This window comes from Microbacterium sp. AK009, from assembly GCF_013410955.1.
Taxonomy (GTDB): Bacteria; Actinomycetota; Actinomycetes; order Actinomycetales; family Microbacteriaceae; genus Microbacterium.
Genome location: NZ_JACCCG010000005.1, coordinates 338216 through 360489, shown reverse-complemented (window position 1 = coordinate 360489; position 22274 = coordinate 338216). Strand labels below are relative to the sequence as shown.

The following is a 22274-nucleotide window of genomic DNA, read 5'->3' as shown; positions in this document are numbered from 1 at the left end:
CGCATCGGATCGCAGCGACGCCCGCTACCCTGCGTGAAATGACTAGTGATGCCCCGGCCACGCCCGACGCCAGGATCGCCGGGTTCCTCTCTCGCGTCGCCTCGCGAGTGTGGCGCATCGCCACAGGCTTCGCGCGCACGCGAGCCGCGCGGCCGTTCGTGCGCTTCGGCACGGTCGCGCACACCCGGCTCTACCGGCTCACCCGTGGACGCGCGCAGGCGCGCTCGTACCCCACGCTGCTGCTGACCGTGGCCGGCCGCACGAGCGGGAAGCCGCGGACCGCGCCGCTGGTGTTCGTGCGCGACCGTGGCGACTACGTCATCTGCGCGGCCTACTCCGGTGCCGACGCGCACCCCTCATGGTGGTTGAACCTTCGCGCCGCCGGCGCCGCCACCATCGAAGACGGTCCAACCACCGTGACCGCGTCGCTCACCGAGGTGATCGATGAGGCCGACCGTGCATGGCTGTGGGACAAACTCGTACGCATGTACCCGCCATTCGGCTACTACAAGACCCGGACGACGCGAGTGTTCCCAATCGCGCGGCTCACCCCAACCGCCACCTGAGAGAGGCGCACCGCACTACGCGAATCACACAAGAACCCGACGTCCGGTTGAAACCGCTTGATTGCGGGCACCGAGTCGCGCCCGTTCCCGATGGATCACCGGGCGTCGCCCGGCCCGAGTGCACCCAGTTGTGACGCGAGCACAGAGCGAATCACTTACCCCGCCCGCTGAGTTGCACGATCGTGGGCGCTTCAACGCTCCACCGCTAGCGCTGCGCCCCGAGAGACGTCGGCGGCCCCGGTTATGGTCGTGAGGACGGTTCTTCCGATGAGCCGGCGGGAAGGGCAGAGTGCGGTACATCGAGGCCGAGGGCCGAATCGTCTGGAGCGCGAGCGACCTGAAAGCGGCCGCCGAATGCGAGTTCGCGTGGCTGCGGGCGATCGATGCCAAGCTCGGTCGCGTCGACCCGGTAGAGGAGCCGGATGACCCGACCCTGCGTCGCGCGGGCGAGCTCGGCGGCGAGCACGAACGCCGCGTTCTGGCCCGGTACCGCGAGCAGTTCGGCGACGGCGTCGTCGAGATCCCCGAGACCCGCTCCTCCGATGCCGACGCGCTCGCCGAGGCGGTGCGGCTCACCGACGCCGCCCTGAATTCCGATGCCGACGTCATCTACCAGGCCACATTCGCCACCCACGACTTCGTCGGGTTCGCCGACTTCCTCGTCCGCGACGAGTTCGGCGCGTGGATTGTGCAAGACACCAAGCTCGCCCGTCACGCCCGGGTCACTGCGCTCATGCAGCTCGCCGCGTACGTCGCCCAGCTCGACCGGCTCGGCATCCCGCGCTCCGACCGCGTCGAGCTCCTCCTCGGCGACGGCACGACCAGCAGCCACGAGGTCGACGACCTCCTCCCTGTGTTCCAGCTGCGACGCGATCGCCTGCAGGCCCTCATCGCCGACCGCCGCCTCGACCTCGGGGCGACCGGCGACCCGATCGCGTGGGGCGACCCGCGCGGCGACCTCGGCGTCGTCGCCTGCGGACGCTGCGCGACCTGTGACCTTGAAGTCGCGGCATCCGGCGACCTTCTCCTCGTCGCGGGCATGCGGCCGGTGCAGCGCGAGCGACTCCGCGCCGCGGGAGTCGAGACGATCGACGACCTGGCGCGCCTCGAGACCGCGCCGGCGGGCATGAATCCCGACACCATCGCGCTGCTGCGCACCCAGGCGCGGCTGCAGCTGAGCTCGCCCGGCGACATCCCGAACTACGAGGTCGTGCAGCCGCAGGCCCTCGGTGCCCTCCCGCGTCCGAGTCAGGGCGACGTCTTCTTCGACTTCGAAGGCGACCCGCTCTACACCGAGGGGGAGGGGACCACCTGGGGAATCGACTACCTCTTCGGCTGGGTCGACCTGAACGAGCACTACTCGGCCCTGTGGGCGCACTCCTTCGCCGAGGAGAAGGAGGCGCTCGAACGGTTCCTCGACATGGTGGCTCTCCGGCGCCAGACCCACCCCGACCTGCACATCTACCACTACGCGCCCTACGAGCCCACGCACCTTCTGGCGATGGCGGCGCGCTACGGCGTGCGCGAGTCCGATGTCGACCAGTTGCTGCGCGACGGGGTCTTCGTCGACCTCTACCCGATCGTGCGTCGGGCTCTCCGTGTCGGCTCGCGCTCGTACTCCATCAAGAAACTCGAACCGCTCTACATGGGCGACGAGGTGCGCACGAGCGACGTCCAGAAGGGCGACGATTCGATCGTCAAGTACGTGCAGGCCCGGGCGCTGCAGCAGGATGGACCGGATGCCGCGGCTGAAGCCGCCCGCATTCTCGACGACCTCGCCGACTACAACCGCTACGACTGCGTCTCGACGCTGCGCCTGCGTGATTGGCTCGTCGACCGTGCTCGCGAAGCGCAGCTGCGCCCCACCCCGAACCCCGATCCCGACGAGCACGTCTACACCCCGTCCGAGCGCGCCGACCGGCTCAACGCCCTCTCCGCGCAGCGCGACGCCGACTCGGCGGAGTCGCGTGCGCTCCGGCTCGGCGCGGCCGCGATCGACTACTACCCGCGCGAGGCCAAGTCGTTCTGGGCCACCCACTTCCTGCGCCTGCGCGAGCCGGCGTCGGTGTGGGAGGAGACACGCGATGTCATCATGCTCGACTCCTCGCGCTGCCACGTCGTCACCGACTGGTACCAGGAGGAGGGGAAGCGCACCCTCCGCCGCCGCCTCGAACTGCGCGGCGAGCTCGCGCCCGGCACACGCATCAGCGAAGGCAGCGACCCGTTCGCGCTCTACGAGCTGCCGGTGTCGTTCCCGTTCGCCGACAAACCACGCTGGATCCACGCCGACCACCGGGTCACCGTCATCGAGACCCTCGACGACGGCGCCATCGTGGAGGAATTCGCGATCGACGGCGAGACCTGGACTGAGCTCCCCCTCGCGCTCACCCCGCCCGCACCACCCCGTGCACTGAACCAGCAGACCGCCATCGACGCCTGGGCCGACGCCGTCGCCGCCGCCGCGCCGAAGCTGCCGTACGACCCGGCCACCGACATCCTGCTCCGCCGTCCGCCCCGCACCCGCACCGGCGCGCTGCCACCGCAGACCGGCGACGACATCGGCGACATCACCGCCGCCCTTCTCGACCTCGACCGCAGCTACCTCGCCGTGCAGGGACCGCCCGGAACGGGCAAGACCTTCGTCGGCTCGCACGTCATCGCCCGCCTCGTCGCCGAGCACGGCTACAAGGTCGGCGTCGTCGCCCAGTCGCACGCCGTCGTCGAGCACATGCTCGACCGGATCGTCGCGGCGGGCGTGCCCGCGCAGCGGGTGGGCAAGGCGCTGAAGAAGCCGGATGACGCGGAGCGGGTGCGCTTCACGCCGATCCCCAAGAACGGGGTCGCAGCCTTCACGGCCGAGCACGCGGCATCCGGATTCGTCGTCGGCGGCACGGCATGGGACTTCGCGCATGAGGGACGCATCCCGCGGGGGAGCCTCGACCTCCTCGTCATCGACGAGGCCGGGCAGTTCTCTCTCGCCTCGACCATCGCGGTCTCGCTCGCGTCGTCCCGCCTGCTCCTCCTCGGCGACCCGCAGCAGCTGCCACAGGTGAGCCAGGGCACCCACCCCGAACCGGTCGACACCTCCGCGCTCGGCTGGGTCATGGACGGGGCCGACGTCATCCCGCCCGACTGTGGATTTTTCCTCGCCCGGTCGTGGCGCATGCACCCCGCCGTGGCCCGCGCCGTCTCCGATTTGTCCTACCGGGGCGAGCTCGCCGCGCAGCGGGCGACTGCGATGCGCGCTCTCGAGGGTGTGACGCCGGGCCTTCATCCGCTGCCGCTCCGTCATCGGGGCAACGCCACCCGTTCGCCCGAGGAAGCGGCGGTCGTCGTCGAGCTCGTCCGCGACCTCGTCGGGCGGGAGTGGACCGGCATCGACATCGACGACACCGGCGGTGCGGCGCTGACACCACCGCGAGCCCTGGCGGGAAAGGACATCATCGTCGTCACCCCGTACAACGCTCAGCAGGTGCTGGTCGAGGAGGCGCTGACCGCGGCGGGGTTCGACGACGTGCCGGTCGGCACGGTCGACAAGTTCCAGGGGCAGGAGGCGGCAGTGGCGATCGTGTCACTCGCGGCATCCTCCGGGCGCGACGCGCCCCGGGGCCTGGAGTTCCTCCTCCTTCGTAACCGCCTGAACGTCGCCATCTCGCGGGCGATGCACACCGCGTATCTGGTCTATTCGCCGGGGCTTCTCGACGATCTGCCGCGCACCCCCGAGGGCGTCGCGCGCCTGAGCGGTTTCGCGCGCCTCGTCGGTGTCCACGCGGCCGCCACGGCCGTATCGAGCGTCGAGGACGCCGAGCGCAACCCCGTTCAGCCGGCGATGGCGGCCCCATAGACTCGCCAGACGCCCCATCACCCCGGCGAGGAGGAACTGCTGCATGTCCGACCAGGTGCCCCGTCAATTCGAGATCGATCTGCCGCCCGATCTGATCGGAGGCAACTACGCCGACTTCGCCAACGTCTGGCACAGCTCGACGGTGTTCGTGATGGACTTCCTCACCCTCGCCCAGCCGCCGCATGATGAGACCGACCCCGAGACGGGGGAGCGTCGCACGATCGTGCCGGCGCGCGTGGTCAGCCGTATCCGCATCCCTCCGGAGCAGGTGTTCGAGCTCGCCAAGGCCCTCACGCAGCAGCTCGAATTCTGGGAGCAGGAGACCGGCCGCAAGCCTCCGATCGAGCCTGTCATACCCGACTGAGCCAGTCCCGCGGGGTAGCGATTCGAGGTGACGATGTCAACCCCCTAAGAAAGGGAATCGGCGCCGTCATACCCTTGGTTCCGCGCCGCAAGGCGCAGGCGCGGTGTCCGTTCGGCGAGGGGCGGACACCGCGCCACACTCGTCTCAGAGCGGTCCGAAAGCCGCGCGAATCGTCGCCAGGACGAGGCTCAGAGTCCCCGTTAGACCGTGCCGTACAGGCGGTCACCCGCGTCACCGAGGCCGGGCACGATGTACCCCTTCTCGTTCAGTCGCTCATCCAGCGCGCCGAGCACCAGGGTCACGTCCTTGTCGCCGACCTGACGCTCGATCGCAGCGACCCCTTCGGGTGCGCCGAGGAGGCAGATGGCGGTGACATCCTGCGCTCCTCGCTTGAAGAGGAACTCGACAGCCGCACCCAGCGATCCACCGGTTGCCAGCATCGGGTCGAGCACGAAGCACTGCCGATCGGAGAGGTCGTCGGGCAGGCGCTCGGCGTAGGTCGTGGGCTCCAGGGTCTCCTCGTTGCGCACCATGCCGAGGAATCCCACCTCAGCCGTCGGGAGGAGCTTGACCATGCCCTCCAGCATCCCGAGTCCGGCGCGCAGAATCGGCACGACGATCGGGCGCGGCTCGCTGATCTTCACACCCATCGTCAGCGACACCGGGGTCTGGATCTCGATCGGGTCGACCTTCACCGACCGCGTCGCCTCGTAGGCGAGAAGCGTGACGAGCTCCTCGGTGAGCTGACGGAACACCGGCGACGAGGTCGTCTTGTCACGCAGCACCGTGAGCTTGTGGGTGATGAGCGGGTGGTCGGCGACGTGGAGGCGCATGGCTCCCAGGGTACCCGCGGCGGGGGTGTCGGTCCGTACGCTGGAGACGTGCAACCCGACCCCGCCGACGACGCCGCCATGACGCGCGCGCTCGCACTGGCAGCCGAAGCCGCCGCCCAGGGTGAAGTGCCGGTCGGGGCGGTGGTGACGGATGCCACGGGGCACGTCATCGGCGAAGGAAGGAATCTGCGCGAGACCATCGGTGACCCCACCGCTCACGCCGAGGTGGTCGCGCTCCGCGCCGCCGCGGCATCCCTCGGCTCCTGGAATCTCACCGGGTGCACCCTCGTGGTCACGCTCGAGCCGTGCGTGATGTGCGCAGGCGCGGCACTGCAGTCGCACGTGAGCCGGGTGGTGTTCGGCGCGTGGGATGAGAAGGCCGGCGCGGCCGGGTCGGTGCACGATGTGCTGCGTGACCGTCGGCTGCCGGTGCGTGCCGAAGTCGTCGGGGGACTTCGGGCCGACGACGGTGCCGCGCTGCTGCAGGAGTTCTTCGCCGCGAAGCGCTGACCGGGCTGCTCGTCAGCGCGGCAGCGCCGGAAGCACCGCCTCGCCGACGTAGTCGACGTGGGCGACATCCTGGTTGTCGAGGAACTGGAAGTACACCCGCTCGATGCCGAACGAACGCCACCGTTCCACGCGCTCGCCGATCTCGGCGGGCCCGCCGACGAGGTTGACCCCGTCCCGCACGTCATCGAGCGTCTTCCCGAGTCGGCCCGCACGGCGGGCGACCTCGGCATCGTCGGCGCCGGCGATCACCGACATCGCCACCGACAGCCTGATCGTCGCGGGATCGCGACCCACCCGCTCGCAGGCGGCGTGGAGGTTGTCGAGGCGTTCGGATATCTGCGCGTCGGTGGGGAAGCCGACGTTGTACTCGCGGGCGAAACGCGCGACGAGCTCGGGAGTTCGCCGGCGCCCGGCGCCGCCGATGATGAGGGGCAGCGGCTGCTGCACCGGTTTCGGCAGCCCCGGGGCATCCACCAATCGATAGTTCTCGCCCAGGAAGCTGAAGCCCTCGCCCACCGGTGTCTCCCAGAGCCCGGTGACGATCTGCAGCTGCTCCTCGAGGAGGTCGAAACGGTTCTTCGGAAACGGGATGCCGTAGGCCTCATGCTCCCGCTCGAACCATCCCGCACCCAGCCCCAGCTCGACTCGGCCGCCCGACATCGCGTCGACTTGCGCGACCTGTATCGCGAGGACCCCGGGGTGGCGGAAGGTGACGGGGGAGACAAGGGTTCCCAGGCGGATGCTGCTCGTCTCGCGCGCGAGCCCGGCGAGGGTGGTCCAGGCGTCGGTGGGTCCGGGAAGGCCCTCGTCGCGGCCGTTGAGATAGTGGTCGGAGCGGAAGAATCCGTGGAACCCGTGGCGCTCGGCGGCCCGGGCGAACGCGAGCTGGTCGTCGTAGCTCGCACCGAGATGCGGCTCGGTGAAGACGCAGTACTCCATCGCGCGTTCGGGCCGGTCAGTCGGCCGAACGGATGACGATCGCCTCGGTCGGCGGAGCGTCGGGGCGGTCGCCCGTGTAGCCGATGGTCAGAAGCAGCGCGCGGCGGAACTCGTCGGGTCGCTCCAGATGCGGAGAGTGCCCGGCACCCTCGAGCTCGACCTCGGTGACCTCCCCGCCGGCGGCCTGGTACGCCTTCAGCACGTCGCGGGTCTGCGAGACCATCTCCTGAGCGGGCGCCGCCTCCGACCCCGGCCACCCGGGGACGATGCCGAGCGCGCCGAGGTGGTTGAAGTCGTAGAACGAGCCGTCGGCGACGATCGCGTCGACGCTGCCGTGGATCCAGAGGATCGGCGGCTTGTCGTCGAGGCCGACGATGCCCGAGACGTCGAAGTACTTCGGCGCCATGGTGTTGAGCACCCCGAGGTGTCCCGCGCCGAATCCCGGCCAGTTCTGGCTGGGCACCGAGTTGCCGGGATAGTTGCCCTCGGCGGTCGAGGTGGTGAGCATCGACTCGACGAAGACGTCTTCGTGGGGCGTCGTGAATCCGGGCGCGACGTAGGCCGCGCGGAAGACGCTGCGCGGCGAGGTCTGGGCCGCGTCGCCGGTGTCGTGGGCGATGAGGCGTTCGACGAAGTCGGGATTCGCCCCGCCGCCGCCGCAGCCGGCGTCGTCGTCGGTGAGGCGTGAACCGTCGCGGCGCGTGCCGCCGAAGCCGTAGGGCGAGACGGGGGCCTGCAGGGTCAGGCTCAGCACCGGGTGATCGAGGGCGTACTGCATCACGACACCGCCACCCATCGACCAGCCGACGAAGTGCGCGGTGGGGATGCCGAGCGCCTGGAGCGCGGCGAAGACGTCGTCGCTGAAGTCGCGCACCCCCCGCGTGGCGTCGACGGGGGTGTGCTCGCTGCCGCCGAACCCGCGGAGGTCGATCGCGATCACGCGCAGGTCACTCGGAAGATCGAGCATGGTGGGCTGCCAGAACAGCGCCGACGAGACGTTGCCGTGCACCAGCACGACCGTCTTCTGCGGCGTCGTCTGGGGATCGTCGCCGCGGCGTTCGAGGATGTTGATCGCCACGTCGGGCGTGTCGAGGATGCGGGAGGTGATGCCGTCGAAGAGCGAATTCGGGGGCATGATCATCGCGGTCTCCTTCTCGCCCGGGGCGTCCACGCCCCGCCGTTTCGACTATAGCCCGGGGCCCCTGGCGCGTCTGGGGTGGGTTCGTAGGATGGCGGGATGACCGACGCCTACACTCTCCCGTCCATCGCCGTCCTCGGAGCAGGGTCGATGGGGGGAGCGGTCCTCCGGGGCATCGCGGCATCGGCCCTCGCCACGGGAGGGATCATCGCGACCAACCGCTCCCGTGCGAAGGCCGAGGAGCTGGCATCCGTTCCCTCGGTGACGAGCCTCGCCCTCGAGGACGACCCCGACGCGAATGTGCGGGCGGCGGCGAAGGCCGACATCGTGCTCATCGGGGTGAAGCCCGCGATGGTCCCCGACCTGCTCCGTGAGATCGGCCCGCACCTGCGCGCCGGAACGATCGTCGTGAGCCTGGCTGCCGGGGTCACCCTGGCGACGTTCGAGGGGATCCTCGGGACGGATGTCGCGGTGTTCCGCTCCATGCCCAATACGCCGGCGCTCGTCGGGAGGGCCGTGACGGGTGTCGCGGCGGGGAGCGGCGCGAACGAGGCTGACGCGGCCGTCGTGCGGCGTCTCTTCGAGACCGTGGGGACGGTGATCGAGCTGCCCGAGGAGCAGATCGATGCGCTCTCGACGATCTCGGGGTCGGGGCCGGCGTATGTGTTCCTCCTCATCGAGGAGCTGACGCGCGCGGCGATCGGCAAGGGCTTCAGCGAGGCCGACGCCCGCGTGATGGTCGAGCACACCTTCGCCGGTGCGACGGCGCTGCTCGCGGCGACGGGGGAGGACCCCGCCGAGCTGCGGCGCCGCGTCACGAGCCCGAAGGGCACGACCGAGCGCGCCGTCGCCGTGCTGCAGGAGGCCCGTCTCGATGAGGTGTTCGCGCGGGCGACCGACGCGGCGCTCGCGCGCGCGAAGGAACTCGCCGCGGGGGCATGAGCCTGCGCGACGTGTGCCGCAGCGCGGGTCAGCTGGTCTTCGACCGGTCCATCCACCACTCCACGAACGACCGCGCCCGGCCGTCCTCGGCGAGGTCGATCACCCACAGGTTGCTGTAGCTCCGGCCGCCGGTGTAGGCCGTCTCAGCCGGGATGAACGCCCGGTCGCCGTCGATGCCCGCGACATCCCAGGTGAAGGTGAAGGAGCCGGGCTCGTCCTGTCGTCGCAGCCACTCGGCGACGATCGCGTCGTGACCGGTGAACGCCGGCGTCCAGGGTTCGAAGCGCAGCTCCGCATCCTCGGTGAAGAGGGCTCGGATGTCGTCGGGCTGGTTGGATCGCCAGGCGACCAGGTAGGCCTCGATGAAGCGGCGCGCCGCGGCATCCGTCTGCTTTCTGTCCGTCATGCGGGCATTCTGGCGCCGTCCTCCGATGGCCGCGACAGGGTTGACGGACGCGGCGTGTGCGTAACTCCTGCAATTCGTGCGCTCAGGGCCGATGCAACCGATTCCACACGGCCATTCGGCCGATTCTGCAGGAGTTGCGCACGCGCCCGGTCAGCGGTCGAGCGCCGCGAACCGCTCGATGTCGGAGTTGGTCCCCGAGACGATGATGAGGTCGTGGTTGGTGACGACCGTGTTGGCCTCCGCGTAGCGGAACGGTTTGCCGGGGCTCTTCACCCCGACCACGGTGACGTTGTACTTGGTGCGGACGCCGGATTCGTTGAGTCCCACGCCCCGGATGAACTTCGGCGGGTACATTTTGGCCAAGACGAAGTCGTCGTCGAATCGGATGAAGTCGAGCATCCGACCGCTGACGAGGTGGGCGACGCGCTCGCCGGCTTCTCGCTCGGGGTAGATGACATGGTTCGCGCCGACGCGGGCGAGGATCTTGCCGTGCGACTGCGAGACCGCCTTCGCCCAGATCTGCGGCACCTTCAGGTCGACGAGGTTGGCGGTGATGAGGACGGATGCCTCGATGAGCGACCCGACCGCGACGACGGCGACCTGGAAGTCCTGCGCACCGATCTGCTTCAGCGCATCGATGTTGCGCGCGTCGGCCTGCACGGTGTGTGTGACCCGGTCCGACCATTTCTGCACGAGCTCGAGGCTCTCGTCGATCGCGAGCACTTCGCGTTCGAGCCGGTCGAGCTCGCCGGCGCAGGCGGCGCCGAAGCGCCCGAGCCCGATGACGAGGACGGGCGCGTCGCCCCTGATGCGATCACCCAACGATCGGCCTTTCCACGGGCAGCGAATACAGCTGCGAACGGGATGACGCGGCCACGGCCGCGGCGAGAGTCACTGTACCAATGCGGCCCATGAAGATGGTGAGTGCCTGGACGTACACGGCGGAGTCGGGAAGCTCAGCGGTGAGGCCGGTCGACAGTCCCACGGTTCCGAAGGCGGAGATGACGTCGAAGAGCACCTCGTCGACCGGCGCCTTGGTGATCTGCGCGATGGTGATCGTCGAGAGAGCGACGATCGTCGCGCCCCACGCCACGACCGACAGCGCCACGCGCTGCACGTCGCTGGGGATGCGCCGACCGAAGACCTCGACCGACTGGCGGCCTTTCGCCTCTGACCAGACCGCGAGAGCCAGGACGGCCAAGGTCGTGACCTTGATGCCGCCCGCCGTGGACGCGGAGCCGCCGCCGACGAACATGAGCATCGACCCGACGACGAGCGACGAGCCGTTGAGTTCGCCGATGTCGACGACCGAGAATCCTCCGGAGCGTGTCATTGCGGAGAGGAAAAAGGCCTGGAACGTGGTGTCCCAGGCGTCCATCGAGCCGAACGTCCCGGGGTTGTCGTACTCGAGCGTGAGGAAGGCCGCGGCGCCGGCGACGAACAGCACCGCCGTCGTGATCAGGGTGAGCTTCGTGTGCAGCGACCAGGCTTTGACGTGCCAGACGTTCTTCCAGAGGGCGTAGATGACCGGAAAGCCGATGCTGCCGAGGAACACCGCGATCATCAGGATCGTCAGAAGGATGTAGTCGTCGGCGAACGGCTCGAGCCCGCCGACGTTGGGGGTGAATCCGGTGTTCGTGAAGGCCATCGCGGCGTAGAAGGGCGCCTCCCACAGAGCCTCGAGCGGGCCTATGCCCGCGAAGACCAGCGCGGGCCACAGCGCGATCGCGACAGCTGCTTCGATCACGAGGGTCGACAGGGCGACCGTGCGCAAGAGCTGGCCGACCTCGCCCAGCCGCACCGCCTGGCCCTCGTTCACGGGTCCGCCGTGGCTGCGGAGCGGGTTGGTGTCGCTGGCGGCGATGAGCTTGGCGCGCAGCCCCAGGCGCTTGGATATGATGAGGCCGAGGATCGAGGCGAGCGTGAGCACGCCCATGCCCCCGATGTTGACGCCGATGAAGATGATGACGAGGCCGAGCGGCGTGAATGTCGTCGCGACGTCGACGGTTGCGAGGCCCGTCACGCAGATGGTGGACACCGCCATGAAGAGTGCGTCGGCGAGGGGAAGGCGTTCGCCGACGGTCGCCGCCGGCAGCGACAGCAGCGCGGTGAAGACGAGGATCAGCGACGCGAACACCAGCACCGCGAAGCGCGCGGGGGAGGAGGTGGTGAGGTTCCGCAGCGCGTCCCAGGCGCGTTCGCCGGCGGCAAGGAGTCGGCGCCGCAGCGCACGTGCCTGGCCCGTCGGCATGCGCCGCCCCTTTCGCCGAGAAAACCTGAGTCATGGTACTCCGCCGCTGGGCGGCACTAACCTAAAGCCATGGCGGACATCTTCGACGTGATCGCAGACGGGACGCGACGCGACATCCTCAGGCTTCTGCTCGATCGCGCCACCGCCGGTGAGAACGGCACGAGCGTGTCGCAGATCGTCAGTGCCCTCGGTGTCAGCCAGCCGACGGTGTCGAAGCACCTGAAGGTGCTGCGCGAGGCGCACCTCGTCTCGGTGCGGGAGGTCGGCCAGCACCGCTACTACAGCCTGCTTGCCGCGCCCCTGGATGAGGTGGACGACTGGCTCGTGCCCTTCCTGGACACCCCTGAGCTCGTCGCCGCCGACGCTGCTGCGCTGATCTCCCTGCCTGAGCCCGCGGCCCACGCTGCCGAGCTCGTGGGGCGCGCCGCGGCATCCGCTCAGCACGCCGTCGCGAACGCGCTGAAGAAGCTTCCCGGGCGCTGACCCGCGTCAGCGGCGTGTGCGACGCCGGAACAGCCACGAGCCCCAGACGACGGCGGCGGCGAGGATCACCAGGCACCAGCCGAGCGCCCACCACAGGGTGTCGCCGACCGGCTCGGCCATGAGCAGAGCCCGGATCGTCTCGATGATCGGCGTCACCGGCTGATTCGCCGCGACCCACTGCAGCCACTCCGGCAGGGTCTCGACCCGCACGTAGGCGCTGGACAGGTAGGGGAGGAACAGGAGGATGAAGCCGTAGGCATTCGCACCCTCGGGGCTTCCCGCGGCGAGCCCGATCGCCGCGAACAGGTAGGTGATGGCGAGGATCCACAGGGCCACGACACCGAGCGCTCCGATCCACCCGATGATGTCCGCCGTCGGGCGGAATCCGACGAGCAGCGCCACCCCGACGACGACTGCCGTGGCCACGAGGTTTCGTACCAGACTCGCGACGACGTGCCCGGTCAGCACCGCGCTCGAGCGAAGGGGCATCGTGCGGAACCGGTCGATGATGCCGTTGCGCATGTCGCTCGCCATCGACAGGGCCGTGGATGATGCGCCGAACCCAGCGCAGGTGAGGATGATGCCCGGCACGACGTAGTTCACATAGTCGCCGGTGGGATCGATCGAGGCGCCGAAGACGAAGGTGAACATGAGCATCAACAGGACCGGCAGGAGGATCGCCATCAGGAGCGACTCGCCGTCTCGAAGGGAGTGGAGGAGACTGCGGCCGACGAAGACGCGTTCGGCTGTCGTGCCGGCGAGGCGTGGACGGACGGTAGGGGCGGCGGCCACGGTGCTCATGCGGGCATCCTGTCGTGAAGGTCGTGAGGGGACGGCGATTCGGTCAGGGTGAAGAACACCTCGTCAAGGGTCGGGCGCCGAAGGACGACGGTGCCGTCGATGCCGGCGGTGACGAGTTCATCGATGGCCGCGCGGACAGCCGAAAGGCTGCCGTCGGTGGGAATGCGGCCGCGCAGCGACCCGTCCGCGTCACGCACCTCGACGGACTCGTCGCCCACGCGGGCCTTCAGCTCCGCGGGGGTGCCGGTCGCGACGATCCGGCCGCCGTTGAGCACAGCGATCCGATCCGCGAGTTCGTCCGCTTCCTCGAGGTACTGCGTGGTGAGGAGCACCGTGGTGCCCGCGTCGCGCAGCGAGCGGATGACCTGCCAGAGCTCGCGACGACTGCGCGCGTCGAGGCCGGTGGTCGGTTCGTCCAGGAAGAGCACCTCCGGGCGCACGACGAAGCTGAGGGCGAGATCGAGACGTCGTCGCATGCCGCCCGAATACGTCCCGGCACGGCGTGCTCCGGCGTCGGTGAGGGCGAATTGCTCGAGCAGTTCGGCTGCGCGCGATCGTGCCCGACGCCGCGACAGTCCGCACAGCCGCGCCACCATCACGAGGTTCTCCTGACCGGTGAGTACGTCGTCGACGGCGGCGGACTGGCCGGTGAGTGCGATGCGTCGACGCACCTCATCGGGGTGCGTAGCCACGTCCCATCCCGCGACCTGGGTGCTGCCCCCATCAGGACGCAGCAGCGTGGTGAGGATCTCGACCGTCGTGGTCTTCCCCGCCCCGTTCGCGCCGAGAAGCGCGAAGATCTCGCCCCGCGCGACGGCGAGGTCGATCTCGTCGAGGACCTGTCGCGAGCCGTAGCGCTTGACGACGCCCGTCATCCGGATCGCGAACGCCTCCTCGTCTCCGTGGTGTTCCTGCGTACCCATTCCCGCTCCTCTACGCCATAAACTGTTTATGACCGTAACATACTGTTTATAACGTAGATAGTTCTAGTGTGGACTCATGACGGATGACGGCGACTTCGCCCTTCCTCGCGGCGTCGCCCTCGCGTGGGGCGTCGCGGCGAGCCCGCAGCGGGGCCCGAAGCGCGAGATGAGCGTCGAGCGGATCGTGGAGGCCGCCGTCGAGATCGCGGACGCGGAGGGTCTGTCGGCGGTGTCCATGGCTGCGGTCGCAGCGAAGCTCGGCTACACCCCGATGTCGTTGTACCGCTACGTCAGTGCGAAGGAGGACCTCATCCTCCTCATGCAGGAAGAGGCGACAGGTCTTCCGTCCGACGAGGCGAGGTCGGCGGGGAACTGGCGGGAGGGTATTCGCGCCATCTACCGCGAGCAAGTGGCGCTGTACTTGGCGCATCCCTGGCTGCTGGATATTCCGATCGCCGGGGCGCCGACAACGCCGAACAGCGCCGCCTGGATGGATGCATGTCTCCATGTCCTGGCCGAAACGCCGCTTCCGGCCAGTGAACGCCTCGCTGTGGTGCTGATGGTCACCGGCCACGCCCGATGGGCGGGGATCGTCTTCGCGGCGTATGCCCGCATCGAGCGAGACCGAGGAGCGGACGCCGAGGCGGTCGCCCGGAGCGAAGACGCGGTGTTCCGCCACCTCATCACCGCCGACGCGTTCCCCGACCTGCGCGCCGCCATCGACGCGGGTGTCTTCCTCGATGAGGCGGACCCGTTCGCGTTCATCCTCGAACTCAGTCTTGACGGCGTCGCCGCCCACATCGACGCCTTCACTGCCGACCTCGCTCCCGCCCCGGCATCCGCATCGTGGCCCGAGTCCGACGACGTCGACATCGCCGACGACCGCCGATATCGCGAGGCTCGCCGGGCAGTCCGGCAGGCGGAGAAGGCACTGCGAACCGCGCGGACGGCGATGCGTGTCGCGGCGCGTGAAGCCCGCGAACGTCGCCCGAAGGGTTCCCCGGGGCAGTGACGGTGCACGGCGCCGGCGGACTGCGGAGAACTCACGAGTCACACGGGTTTACACGCGTCGCGGCGACCCCATAAAGTAGGCCCAGCAGAACTGCAAAAAGCGAGCCGAGCGCCGGAAGGGGGCACCGTGGCTGATTTGCCGGATGTCCGCTTCCTCACCGTCGCTGAGGTGGCCGAGCTCATGCGGGTGTCGAAGATGACGGTCTACCGCCTCGTGCACGCGGGCGAGCTCCCCGCCGTCCGCTTCGGGCGGAGCTACCGCGTGCCCGAATCCGCGGTCACCGAAGCCTTGCAACGGCCCATCGCCGACGTCGGCTAGACTGACCCGAGGCATTTTCCGCTTTTGCCCGTTCCCGATCGTGCGTGCCCGTGCGATCAGACCCCGACATAGTGAGGTTTTCCGTGGGTTCAGTCATCAAGAAGCGCCGCAAGCGCATGGCGAAGAAGAAGCACCGCAAGCTGCTTCGCAAGACTCGCCACCAGCGCCGCAACAAGAAGTAAGCGGCACCGACACCGAGCGCCTGTCCGATGGACGGGCGCTTCGTGTTCGTGGCGCGGTCGCCCGGTGCCCGACGTTCGGAGGAATCATGAAGACGATCACCGTTCAGGAACTGCAGCAGAACCCGGATCTCCCCCTCGTGGACGTCCGCGAGGAGCATGAGTTCGCCGAGGGGCGCGTGCCCGGTGCGATCAACCTGCCGATGTCGACGCTCGGTGAGCGGATCGACGAGCTGCCCGAGGGGCCGTTCCGCGTCGTCTGCGCCGTGGGCGGGCGCTCGGCCCGTGTGGTCGAGGCACTCGAGGCGCGCGGCTACGACGCCACCAATGTCGAAGGCGGCACGAGCGCGTGGGCCGAGGCGGGCTTCCCGATCGAGCGCTGACGCCGGGCGCATCGGCGAAGGAGGGGCCGACCGCACACCGACCCCGACCATCGTGCGCCGCGTAAAATGGCGGGTGTGACCACTCTCACCGTCATCGGAAAGCCCGACTGCCACCTGTGCGATGTCGCGCAGGGCGTCGTCGAGGCCGTGGTCGCCGACTTCCCCGAGGATGAGGTCACGGTCGAGCACCGCTCCATCGTCGACGACCCTGCGCTGCACGCCGAATGGTGGGAGAAGATCCCCGTCGTGCTCATCGACGGACGTCTTCACACCTACTGGCGCGTATCGGCCGATCGCCTGGGCACGGCGCTTCGCGAAGCCAGACAGTCCTGACGCTCAGGGACTACGGCGCGAGGCGCGTCGGACCCCGGAACAGGAACGTCACCTCGCGGATCGACGACTCGCCGAGCAGCAGCATCAGCACCCGCGCGAGGCCCATGCCGAAGCCGCCGTGCGGGGGCACGCCGTACCGGAAGAAGTCGAGGTAGTGCTCGAGGCCCTCAAGCTCGAGGCCCTTCTCCGCCGCCTGCTTCTCGAGCACCTCGACCCGGTGCTCGCGCTGTGCGCCCGTCGTGATCTCGGTGCCGCGGAAGAGCAGGTCGTAGCTCTTGGTGAGCCCGGTCTCCTCGTTGCGCATGTGGTAGAACGGCCGGATCTCGGCGTGGTAGTCGGTGACGAACACGAAGTCGTGCCCGAAGGTCTCCTTCACATGCGCCGACAGCTGGCGCTCACCCTCGGGGTCGAGGTCGCCGTCGGCGCGGGGGATCTCGTAGCCGCGGGCGGCGACGATCTCGCGCGCCTCGGCGAGCGGGATGCGGGGGAAGGGCACCGCGGGCACCTCGACCTCGATGCCGAACAGCTCGCGGATCTCGTCGCCGTGATTCTCCTTGACCGCGGCGAACGCGGTGGCCAGGAGCTCCTCCTGCATCGCGGCGACGTCTTCGTGCGAGTCGATCCAGCTGATCTCAGCGTCGATCGAGGTGAACTCGGTCGCGTGGCGGCTGGTGAACGACGGGTCGGCGCGGAACGCGTCGGCGATCTCGAAGACCTTGCCGAAGCCGGCGGCCTGCGCCATCTGCTTGAAGTGCTGCGGGCTCTGCGCGAGGTACGCGGTCTGGTCGCCGAAGTACTCGAGCTGGAAGAGCTCGGCGCGCGACTCCGACGGGCTGGCCATGAGCTTGGGGGAGTGGATCTCGATGTAGTCGCGCTCCACCCAGTACGACCGCATCGCGTGCTCGAGCGTCGTCTGCACGCGGAAGATGAGGTTGTTGCGGCGCTGACGGAGGTCGAGGAAGCGCCAGTCCATGCGCTTGTCCATGCCGCTGTCGGCGGCGATGGGGGTCTCAGGCAGCGCGGCGGCGGCAATCTCGAGCGATCCGATCTTCACCTCGACCCCGCCGAGCTTGACGCGCTCGTCGTGCTTGAGCTCGCCGTGCACGGTGAGGAAGGTTCCCGTCGCGAGGCCGGAGATCGTCTCCGTGAGGGCCAGCGCCGCGGCATCCTGATCCGACGGTTCCTCCGTCGGCCGTGTGGCGGGATTGACCAGCTGCACCGCTCCGGTCTCGTCGCGCAGAATGACGAACTGCACCTTCTTCTGGTCCCGGACGGTTTCGACCCATCCCGAGACGGTGACCGCCCCGTCGGCACGACCCTGCAGTTCTTCCACCAGCACACGTTCGCTCACGAGGGTCGAGTCTAGTCGGCGGGTCTCGGCGCCCCCGGCCAGGGGTGGGGGGTATCCCGGAGAAGACCCGGCGGCTGACGCACAGGTGCCGGTGATCTCGACCGCCTACCCTGGACGGATGGCTTCGGAAAGCGACGGTTCATGGCTGGGTGCACTCATCGACTGGACCGTTTCGCTCATGGAGGTGATCGGCCCGGTCGGGGCCGGCATCGGCATCGCGCTGGAGAACCTGTTCCCGCCCCTCCCCAGTGAGGTCATCCTGCCGCTGGCGGGACTGACCGCCAGCAGAGGGTCGTTCACGCTCGCCGAGGCGCTCATCTGGACCACGCTCGGGTCGATCGTCGGTGCGTTCGTGCTCTACGGCCTCGGTGCGTGGCTGGGCGTCGACCGGCTGCGGCGGCTCGCCGATCGGATCCCCCTGATGAAGGGCGAAGACATCGATAAGACGGTGGCGTGGTTCCACCGTCACGGCGGGAAGGCCGTGTTCTTTGGACGGATGGTCCCGCTCTTCCGGAGCTTCATCTCCATCCCCGCGGGCATCACCCGCATGCCGCTGTGGAAGTTCGGTCTGCTCACCGCCAGCGGCAGTCTTATCTGGAACACGATCTTCGTGCTCTCGGGCTTCTTCCTCGGCGAGGCATGGCCCGTCGTGGAGCAGTACGCCGAGATCCTGCAGTATCTCGTCATCGCCGCGGTGGTGATCGCGGTGGTGTGGTTCGTGGTGTCGCGTGTGAGGTCGCTGAGGCACGAACGACAGGCCGAGGGCTGAGTCCGAGGGCGTCGCTGAGCCGATCTCTCGACGCCGAGCATGGTTCAGAATCTCCCCAGAAGCGGCGCCTTTAGACTGGGCATGTGCCCGCCGATCGCCTCCATCTCGTGCGTCACGGGGAGGTCGACAACCCCCGTCGCGTGCTCTACGGCCGCCTCCCCGGCTACGGGTTGAGCGCCGAGGGGCGACGGATGACGCAGGAGGCGGCTGCATACGTCCGCGAGACCGGGCGCGGGGTGAGTCGCCTGGTGTGCTCTCCGCTCCAGCGCACCCGCGAGTCGGCCGAGCCCTTTACCGAGGCGTTCGGTCTCGAGCCCATCGTCGACGAGCGCGTGATCGAGCCGACGAACGTGTTCGAGGGGAAGCGGATGTTTCGAGCCCTGCTGAACCCGTGGAACTGGCGGCACCTGCGCCGCCCCGCCCTGCCCAGCTGGGGTGAGCCCTACAACGAGGTGATCGCGCGGATGAACGCGGCGATGACCGAGGCGTGGGAGGCGGTGGACGGCGGCGACGTGGTCATCGTCTCGCATCAGCTGCCGATCTGGGTCACCCACCTCGCCGCGGCCGGCCTCCCGTCCCGCCACGATCCTCGCGAGCGCCGCTGCGCCCTGTCGAGTGTGACGAGCTTCGAGATGGTGAAGAACAAGTGGACCGAGGTCGGCTACGTCGAACCGGCGAGTCTGGCCGGCGCGCGCGACGAGGGGGCCGTATGACCTCCCTCATGCGTCGCGGCCGGGCCGCGGCATCCGCTCTTCTCGCCCTCGTGCTCGTCGGCGGGCTGGCCGCCTGCACGAGCGATCCGCTCGCCGAGCAGTATCGGGAGGGCGCGAACACCGGGTTCATCGCCGGCGACTTCCGGGTCGTGGAGATCCCCGAGGCCGATCGCGGGGAGCCGGTGGCCTTCTCGGGCGTCCTCGACGACGGTTCGACGGTGACCGAGGCCGACTACGCCGGTGAGGTGCTGGTGGTGAACTTCTGGTACGCCGCGTGCGCGCCGTGCCGCGTCGAGGCGCCGTTCCTCGAGGAGGTCAACCAGGAGTACGCCGACGCGGGCGTGTCGTTCCTCGGGGTGAACACCTACGACTCGGCCCAGGCGTCGCTCGCCTTCGCCGAGACCTACGGGGTCACCTACCCCAGCGCGCTCGCCGTCGAGGACGGCTCGATCAAGCTCGCCTTCGCCGAGCGGACGCCGCTGAACGCCACGCCCACCACTCTCGTGCTCGACCGCGAAGGGCGGGTCGCAGCGCGGATCATCGGCCAGCTCGAAGACGCGTCGGTGCTCGACACCATCGTGGGCGAACTGGCGGACCCGTCGTGAACATCTCCGCGCTGGTCGCCGACGGCGCCCTCTGGCTCGCGCTGCCGATCGCGGTGGCGGCGGGGCTGGTGTCGTTCCTCTCGCCGTGCGTGCTGCCGCTCGTGCCGGGCTACCTCGGGTTCATCGGCGGTGCGGTGGCCCCGCGACCAGCGGCGGTGCGCGCTTCCGCGCCGGCCGGCGCGCGGACGATCGGCCCGGACGCGGACGATTCGGCCTCGGGCGTCCTCCTCTCAACCGATTCCCCGCGCGCGGACGCGGGCGGAGCGGTCGGTGACGAGGATGCCGCGGGTGCGCGTCCTGCCCGGGGACGCCTCGTGCTCGGCACCCTGCTCTTCATCGCCGGTTTCACCGTCGTGTTCATGGCCATCAACATCTTCGGCGGCACGCTCGGGCGCTTCTTCGTCGAGTACACCGACCTCATCACGCGGGTGCTCGGTGTCGTGGTCATCCTCCTCGGCCTGGTGTTCATCGGGGTCTTCGGGTTCGCGCAGAGAATCGCGCGGCCGCAGATCCGCAGCAGCCTGGGCCTCGTCGGAGCACCCCTGCTCGGTCTCGCGCTCGGCGTGGGCTGGGCGCCCTGCATCGGCCCGACGCTCAGCGCCATCCTCGCGATGTCGTGGAACTTCGGCGACCCGGTACGGGCGGGCATGCTCGGACTGGCATATTCGCTCGGCCTCGGCATCCCGTTCATCCTGCTCGCCCTCGGCTTCGGCTGGGCGACGCGATCGGTGGCGTTCCTTCGCCGCCACATCCGCACCGTCAACCTCGTCGGGGGCGCCCTGCTGGTAATCCTCGGCCTGCTGATGGTGACCGGCGTCTGGACCGCCATCATGGCGCAGCTGCAGGGGGTGTTCCTCAGTGTCCCGCTCCCGCTCTGACGCCGGCGCCGCTGTCGGTGGCGGTGTCGCCGCGGATCCGCTGCGGCCTGCGGACCACGCCGACTCCGGCGCATCCGCACCCGACCAACCCGCCCTCGGGATCGTCGGCTGGCTGCGCTGGGCGTGGCGGCAGCTGACGTCGATGCGCACGGCGCTCGTGCTCTTGCTGCTTCTCGCCATCGCCGCCGTGCCGGGCTCGATCTTCCCGCAGCGCGGCGCCGACCCGAACGGTGTCACGCAGTGGTTCACCGACAACCCCGACCTGGCGCCGGTGCTGGACAACCTGAGCCTGTTCGACGTCTACAGCTCGCCCTGGTTCTCGGCGATCTACATCCTGCTGTTCATCTCGCTGATCGGCTGCGTGATCCCGCGCACCAAGCACCACTGGAAGGCCCTGCGCGCCCGTCCGCCCCGCACACCTGCGCGGTTGGCGAGGCTGGAGGACCACCGCACGCGGGTCGTGCCGGTGCCGTCGGAGGATGCTACGGATGACGCGCGCCTCGCGATCGACCTCGCCCACGATCAGCTGCGTCGCGCCGGCTACCGCGTTGAGCGATACGACGACGGGCTGTCGGTGTCGGCCGAGCGCGGCTACATGCGCGAGACCGGCAACCTGCTGTTCCACGGCGCGCTCGTCGGCGTGCTGCTCGCGGTCGGCATCGGCGGCGGCTTCACCTACACCGGGCAGAGCGTGATCATCGAGGGGCGCACCTGGGTCAACTCTCTGCTCGATTACTCCTCGTTCAACCCCGGCCGGTTCGTCGACGAAGAGCAGCTCGTGCCCTACTCGATGACCCTCGAGGACTTCGAGGTGACCTACCAGCCGGTCGGCTCCAACGGCGCGGGGCAGGCGGGCGACTTCGCCGCAAACCTCACCACGCAGCTCGCCGGGGAGGAGCCGCAGGAGGGCGTGGTGCGCGTCAACGCGCCGCTGGAGCTCGCCGGAGACCGCATCTACCTGATGGGAAACGGGTACGCCCCGACCCTCACCGTCCGCGATCCCGCGGGCGAGGTGGTGTTCTCCGAGGCGGTGCCGTTCCTGCCGCAGGACACGAACATGACCTCGCTCGGCGTGGTGAAGATCCCCGACGGACTGTCGGAGCAGCTCGGCCTCGTCGGGTTCTTCTACCCGACCGAGGCTCCGTTGGACACCGGGGCATTCACCTCGGCTTACCCGGCGCTCATCAACCCCGTCGTCTCGCTCGACGTCTACGAGGGCGACCTGGGGATCGACGGCGGTATTCCTCGTTCGGTATACGCGCTCGACACCGGCGACATGGACCGGTTGACCGGTGGCGACACCGGCGTCGACTCGATCCAGCTCGCCCCCGGCGACACCGCCGACCTGCCCGGCGGACGCGGGACGATCACCTTCGAAGACGAGGCGACCGAGGGAGCGCAGGGGTACGACGAGTCCGTCAAGCGCTACGTGTCGCTGTCGGTGCACCGCGATGTGGGCGCGCCGTGGGTGCTGGCGTTCTCGGTTCTCGCCATGGTGGGGCTGCTCGCGGGCCTCTTCGTCCCGCGTCGCCGCATGTGGGTGCGGGCCACCCCGGTCGCCGGAGACGGCGACGGCGAGGGAGCCGTCTCGCTCGAATACGCGGGGCTCGCGCGCGGCGAGGACCCGGGCCTGGCAGGGGCGGTCGACCAGTTCTCGCAGCGTCACGGCGACGCCGTGGCCGGCGTGCTTCGCGAGCGGGTCTAGCCCGCGGCATCCGGTTTCGTGGCCTCCT

At 69.3% G+C, this 22274-nt stretch carries 25 protein-coding genes; 16 read left to right on the top strand and 9 right to left on the bottom strand.

Going from position 1 to position 22274, the window contains the following annotated elements; all coding sequences use genetic code 11:
* Positions 1-38: 38 nt before the first annotated feature.
* The 3 genes from HDC37_RS13245 (at position 39) to HDC37_RS13235 (ending at position 4774) form a co-directional block, all read left to right on the top strand.
* A complete protein-coding gene (locus HDC37_RS13245) occupies positions 39-566 on the top strand; it encodes a nitroreductase/quinone reductase family protein (protein ID WP_179560842.1) in 528 nt (175 codons plus the stop codon).
* Between the two features lie 289 nt (positions 567-855).
* Complete coding sequence (locus HDC37_RS13240; RefSeq protein WP_179560841.1) at positions 856-4410, top strand: bifunctional RecB family nuclease/DEAD/DEAH box helicase; 3555 nt, start codon at positions 856-858, stop codon at positions 4408-4410.
* Between the two features lie 43 nt (positions 4411-4453).
* Positions 4454-4774, top strand: a complete 321-nt coding sequence (locus HDC37_RS13235) for a DUF3467 domain-containing protein (RefSeq protein WP_179560840.1) — start codon at positions 4454-4456, stop codon at positions 4772-4774.
* A gap of 200 nt (positions 4775-4974) precedes the next feature.
* Here HDC37_RS13235 and upp read toward each other — a convergent pair whose 3' ends face one another.
* Positions 4975-5607, bottom strand: coding sequence for a uracil phosphoribosyltransferase (gene upp, locus HDC37_RS13230; protein ID WP_179560839.1), 633 nt, complete (start codon positions 5605-5607; stop codon positions 4975-4977).
* 78 nt (positions 5608-5685) lie between these two features.
* On the opposite strand from upp, the gene HDC37_RS13225 reads away from it, so the two are divergent.
* The gene (locus tag HDC37_RS13225) at positions 5686-6117 is read left to right on the top strand and encodes a nucleoside deaminase (protein WP_179560939.1); all 432 of its coding nucleotides are present in this window, start codon (positions 5686-5688) and stop codon (positions 6115-6117) included.
* A gap of 12 nt (positions 6118-6129) precedes the next feature.
* Here HDC37_RS13225 and HDC37_RS13220 read toward each other — a convergent pair whose 3' ends face one another.
* Both HDC37_RS13220 and HDC37_RS13215 read right to left on the bottom strand, forming a co-directional pair.
* Complete coding sequence (locus tag HDC37_RS13220) at positions 6130-7056, bottom strand: LLM class F420-dependent oxidoreductase (RefSeq protein ID WP_179560838.1); 927 nt, start codon at positions 7054-7056, stop codon at positions 6130-6132.
* Between the two features lie 16 nt (positions 7057-7072).
* A complete protein-coding gene (locus HDC37_RS13215) occupies positions 7073-8197 on the bottom strand; it encodes an alpha/beta hydrolase (protein WP_257021480.1) in 1125 nt (374 codons plus the stop codon).
* Between the two features lie 96 nt (positions 8198-8293).
* Here HDC37_RS13215 and proC point away from each other — a divergent pair, with 96 nt between their 5' ends.
* Positions 8294-9136, top strand: coding sequence for a pyrroline-5-carboxylate reductase (gene proC / locus HDC37_RS13210; protein WP_179560837.1), 843 nt, complete (start codon positions 8294-8296; stop codon positions 9134-9136).
* A gap of 28 nt (positions 9137-9164) precedes the next feature.
* On the opposite strand, the gene HDC37_RS13205 is transcribed toward proC, so the two are convergent.
* The 3 genes from HDC37_RS13205 to HDC37_RS13195 all read right to left on the bottom strand — a co-directional run bounded on the left by HDC37_RS13205 (position 9165) and on the right by HDC37_RS13195 (position 11793).
* The gene (locus tag HDC37_RS13205; protein WP_179560836.1) at positions 9165-9542 is read right to left on the bottom strand and encodes a nuclear transport factor 2 family protein; all 378 of its coding nucleotides are present in this window, start codon (positions 9540-9542) and stop codon (positions 9165-9167) included.
* A gap of 150 nt (positions 9543-9692) precedes the next feature.
* A complete protein-coding gene (locus HDC37_RS13200; protein WP_124294084.1) occupies positions 9693-10364 on the bottom strand; it encodes a TrkA family potassium uptake protein in 672 nt (223 codons plus the stop codon).
* A complete protein-coding gene (locus HDC37_RS13195) occupies positions 10357-11793 on the bottom strand; it encodes a TrkH family potassium uptake protein (RefSeq protein WP_179560835.1) in 1437 nt (478 codons plus the stop codon). The genes HDC37_RS13200 and HDC37_RS13195 overlap by 8 nt, the downstream gene beginning before the upstream one ends.
* Before the next feature lie 69 nt (positions 11794-11862).
* Here HDC37_RS13195 and HDC37_RS13190 point away from each other — a divergent pair, with 69 nt between their 5' ends.
* Positions 11863-12276 (top strand): helix-turn-helix transcriptional regulator, encoded by a 414-nt coding sequence (locus HDC37_RS13190; protein WP_179560834.1) that lies wholly within the window; start codon positions 11863-11865, stop codon positions 12274-12276.
* Between the two features lie 6 nt (positions 12277-12282).
* Here HDC37_RS13190 and HDC37_RS13185 read toward each other — a convergent pair whose 3' ends face one another.
* Both HDC37_RS13185 and HDC37_RS13180 read right to left on the bottom strand, forming a co-directional pair.
* Positions 12283-13077 (bottom strand): ABC transporter permease, encoded by a 795-nt coding sequence (locus HDC37_RS13185; protein WP_179560833.1) that lies wholly within the window; start codon positions 13075-13077, stop codon positions 12283-12285.
* Positions 13074-14000: an ATP-binding cassette domain-containing protein gene (locus tag HDC37_RS13180; protein WP_179560832.1), complete on the bottom strand. Its 927-nt coding sequence runs from the start codon at positions 13998-14000 to the stop codon at positions 13074-13076. The genes HDC37_RS13185 and HDC37_RS13180 overlap by 4 nt, the downstream gene beginning before the upstream one ends.
* Positions 14001-14076: 76 nt before the next feature.
* Here HDC37_RS13180 and HDC37_RS13175 point away from each other — a divergent pair, with 76 nt between their 5' ends.
* From HDC37_RS13175 to HDC37_RS13155, 5 genes are all read left to right on the top strand, one after another.
* On the top strand, positions 14077-15012 hold the full coding sequence (locus HDC37_RS13175) for a TetR/AcrR family transcriptional regulator (RefSeq protein WP_179560831.1): 936 nt from the start codon (positions 14077-14079) through the stop codon (positions 15010-15012).
* Positions 15013-15138: 126 nt separating this feature from the next.
* Positions 15139-15330 (top strand): helix-turn-helix domain-containing protein, encoded by a 192-nt coding sequence (locus tag HDC37_RS13170; protein WP_124294081.1) that lies wholly within the window; start codon positions 15139-15141, stop codon positions 15328-15330.
* An 83-nt stretch (positions 15331-15413) separates the two neighbouring features.
* Positions 15414-15512: a 30S ribosomal protein bS22 gene (locus tag HDC37_RS13165; protein ID WP_003792170.1), complete on the top strand. Its 99-nt coding sequence runs from the start codon at positions 15414-15416 to the stop codon at positions 15510-15512.
* 86 nt (positions 15513-15598) lie between these two features.
* Entirely contained in the window at positions 15599-15892 is a 294-nt protein-coding gene (locus HDC37_RS13160) for a rhodanese-like domain-containing protein (protein ID WP_179560830.1), read from the top strand.
* Between the two features lie 75 nt (positions 15893-15967).
* The gene (locus HDC37_RS13155) at positions 15968-16225 is read left to right on the top strand and encodes a glutaredoxin family protein (protein ID WP_179560829.1); all 258 of its coding nucleotides are present in this window, start codon (positions 15968-15970) and stop codon (positions 16223-16225) included.
* Positions 16226-16235: 10 nt separating this feature from the next.
* On the opposite strand, the gene aspS is transcribed toward HDC37_RS13155, so the two are convergent.
* Positions 16236-17576 carry an aspartate--tRNA(Asn) ligase gene (gene aspS, locus HDC37_RS13150; RefSeq protein ID WP_179560828.1) on the bottom strand — a complete coding sequence of 447 codons (1341 nt, stop codon included), beginning with the start codon at positions 17574-17576 and terminating at the stop codon, positions 16236-16238.
* 118 nt (positions 17577-17694) lie between these two features.
* Here aspS and HDC37_RS13145 point away from each other — a divergent pair, with 118 nt between their 5' ends.
* The 5 genes from HDC37_RS13145 to HDC37_RS13125 all read left to right on the top strand — a co-directional run bounded on the left by HDC37_RS13145 (position 17695) and on the right by HDC37_RS13125 (position 22246).
* Positions 17695-18345 carry a DedA family protein gene (locus HDC37_RS13145; protein WP_179560827.1) on the top strand — a complete coding sequence of 217 codons (651 nt, stop codon included), beginning with the start codon at positions 17695-17697 and terminating at the stop codon, positions 18343-18345.
* Between the two features lie 83 nt (positions 18346-18428).
* Positions 18429-19058, top strand: a complete 630-nt coding sequence (locus tag HDC37_RS13140; RefSeq protein WP_179560826.1) for a histidine phosphatase family protein — start codon at positions 18429-18431, stop codon at positions 19056-19058.
* Positions 19055-19663, top strand: a complete 609-nt coding sequence (locus HDC37_RS13135) for a TlpA disulfide reductase family protein (RefSeq protein ID WP_179560825.1) — start codon at positions 19055-19057, stop codon at positions 19661-19663. The genes HDC37_RS13140 and HDC37_RS13135 overlap by 4 nt, the downstream gene beginning before the upstream one ends.
* Positions 19660-20541 carry a cytochrome c biogenesis protein CcdA gene (locus tag HDC37_RS13130; protein ID WP_179560824.1) on the top strand — a complete coding sequence of 294 codons (882 nt, stop codon included), beginning with the start codon at positions 19660-19662 and terminating at the stop codon, positions 20539-20541. The genes HDC37_RS13135 and HDC37_RS13130 overlap by 4 nt, the downstream gene beginning before the upstream one ends.
* On the top strand, positions 20522-22246 hold the full coding sequence (locus HDC37_RS13125) for a cytochrome c biogenesis protein ResB (protein ID WP_179560823.1): 1725 nt from the start codon (positions 20522-20524) through the stop codon (positions 22244-22246). Before HDC37_RS13130 ends, HDC37_RS13125 begins: the two co-directional genes overlap by 20 nt.
* The last annotated feature ends 28 nt before the right edge of the window (positions 22247-22274 follow it).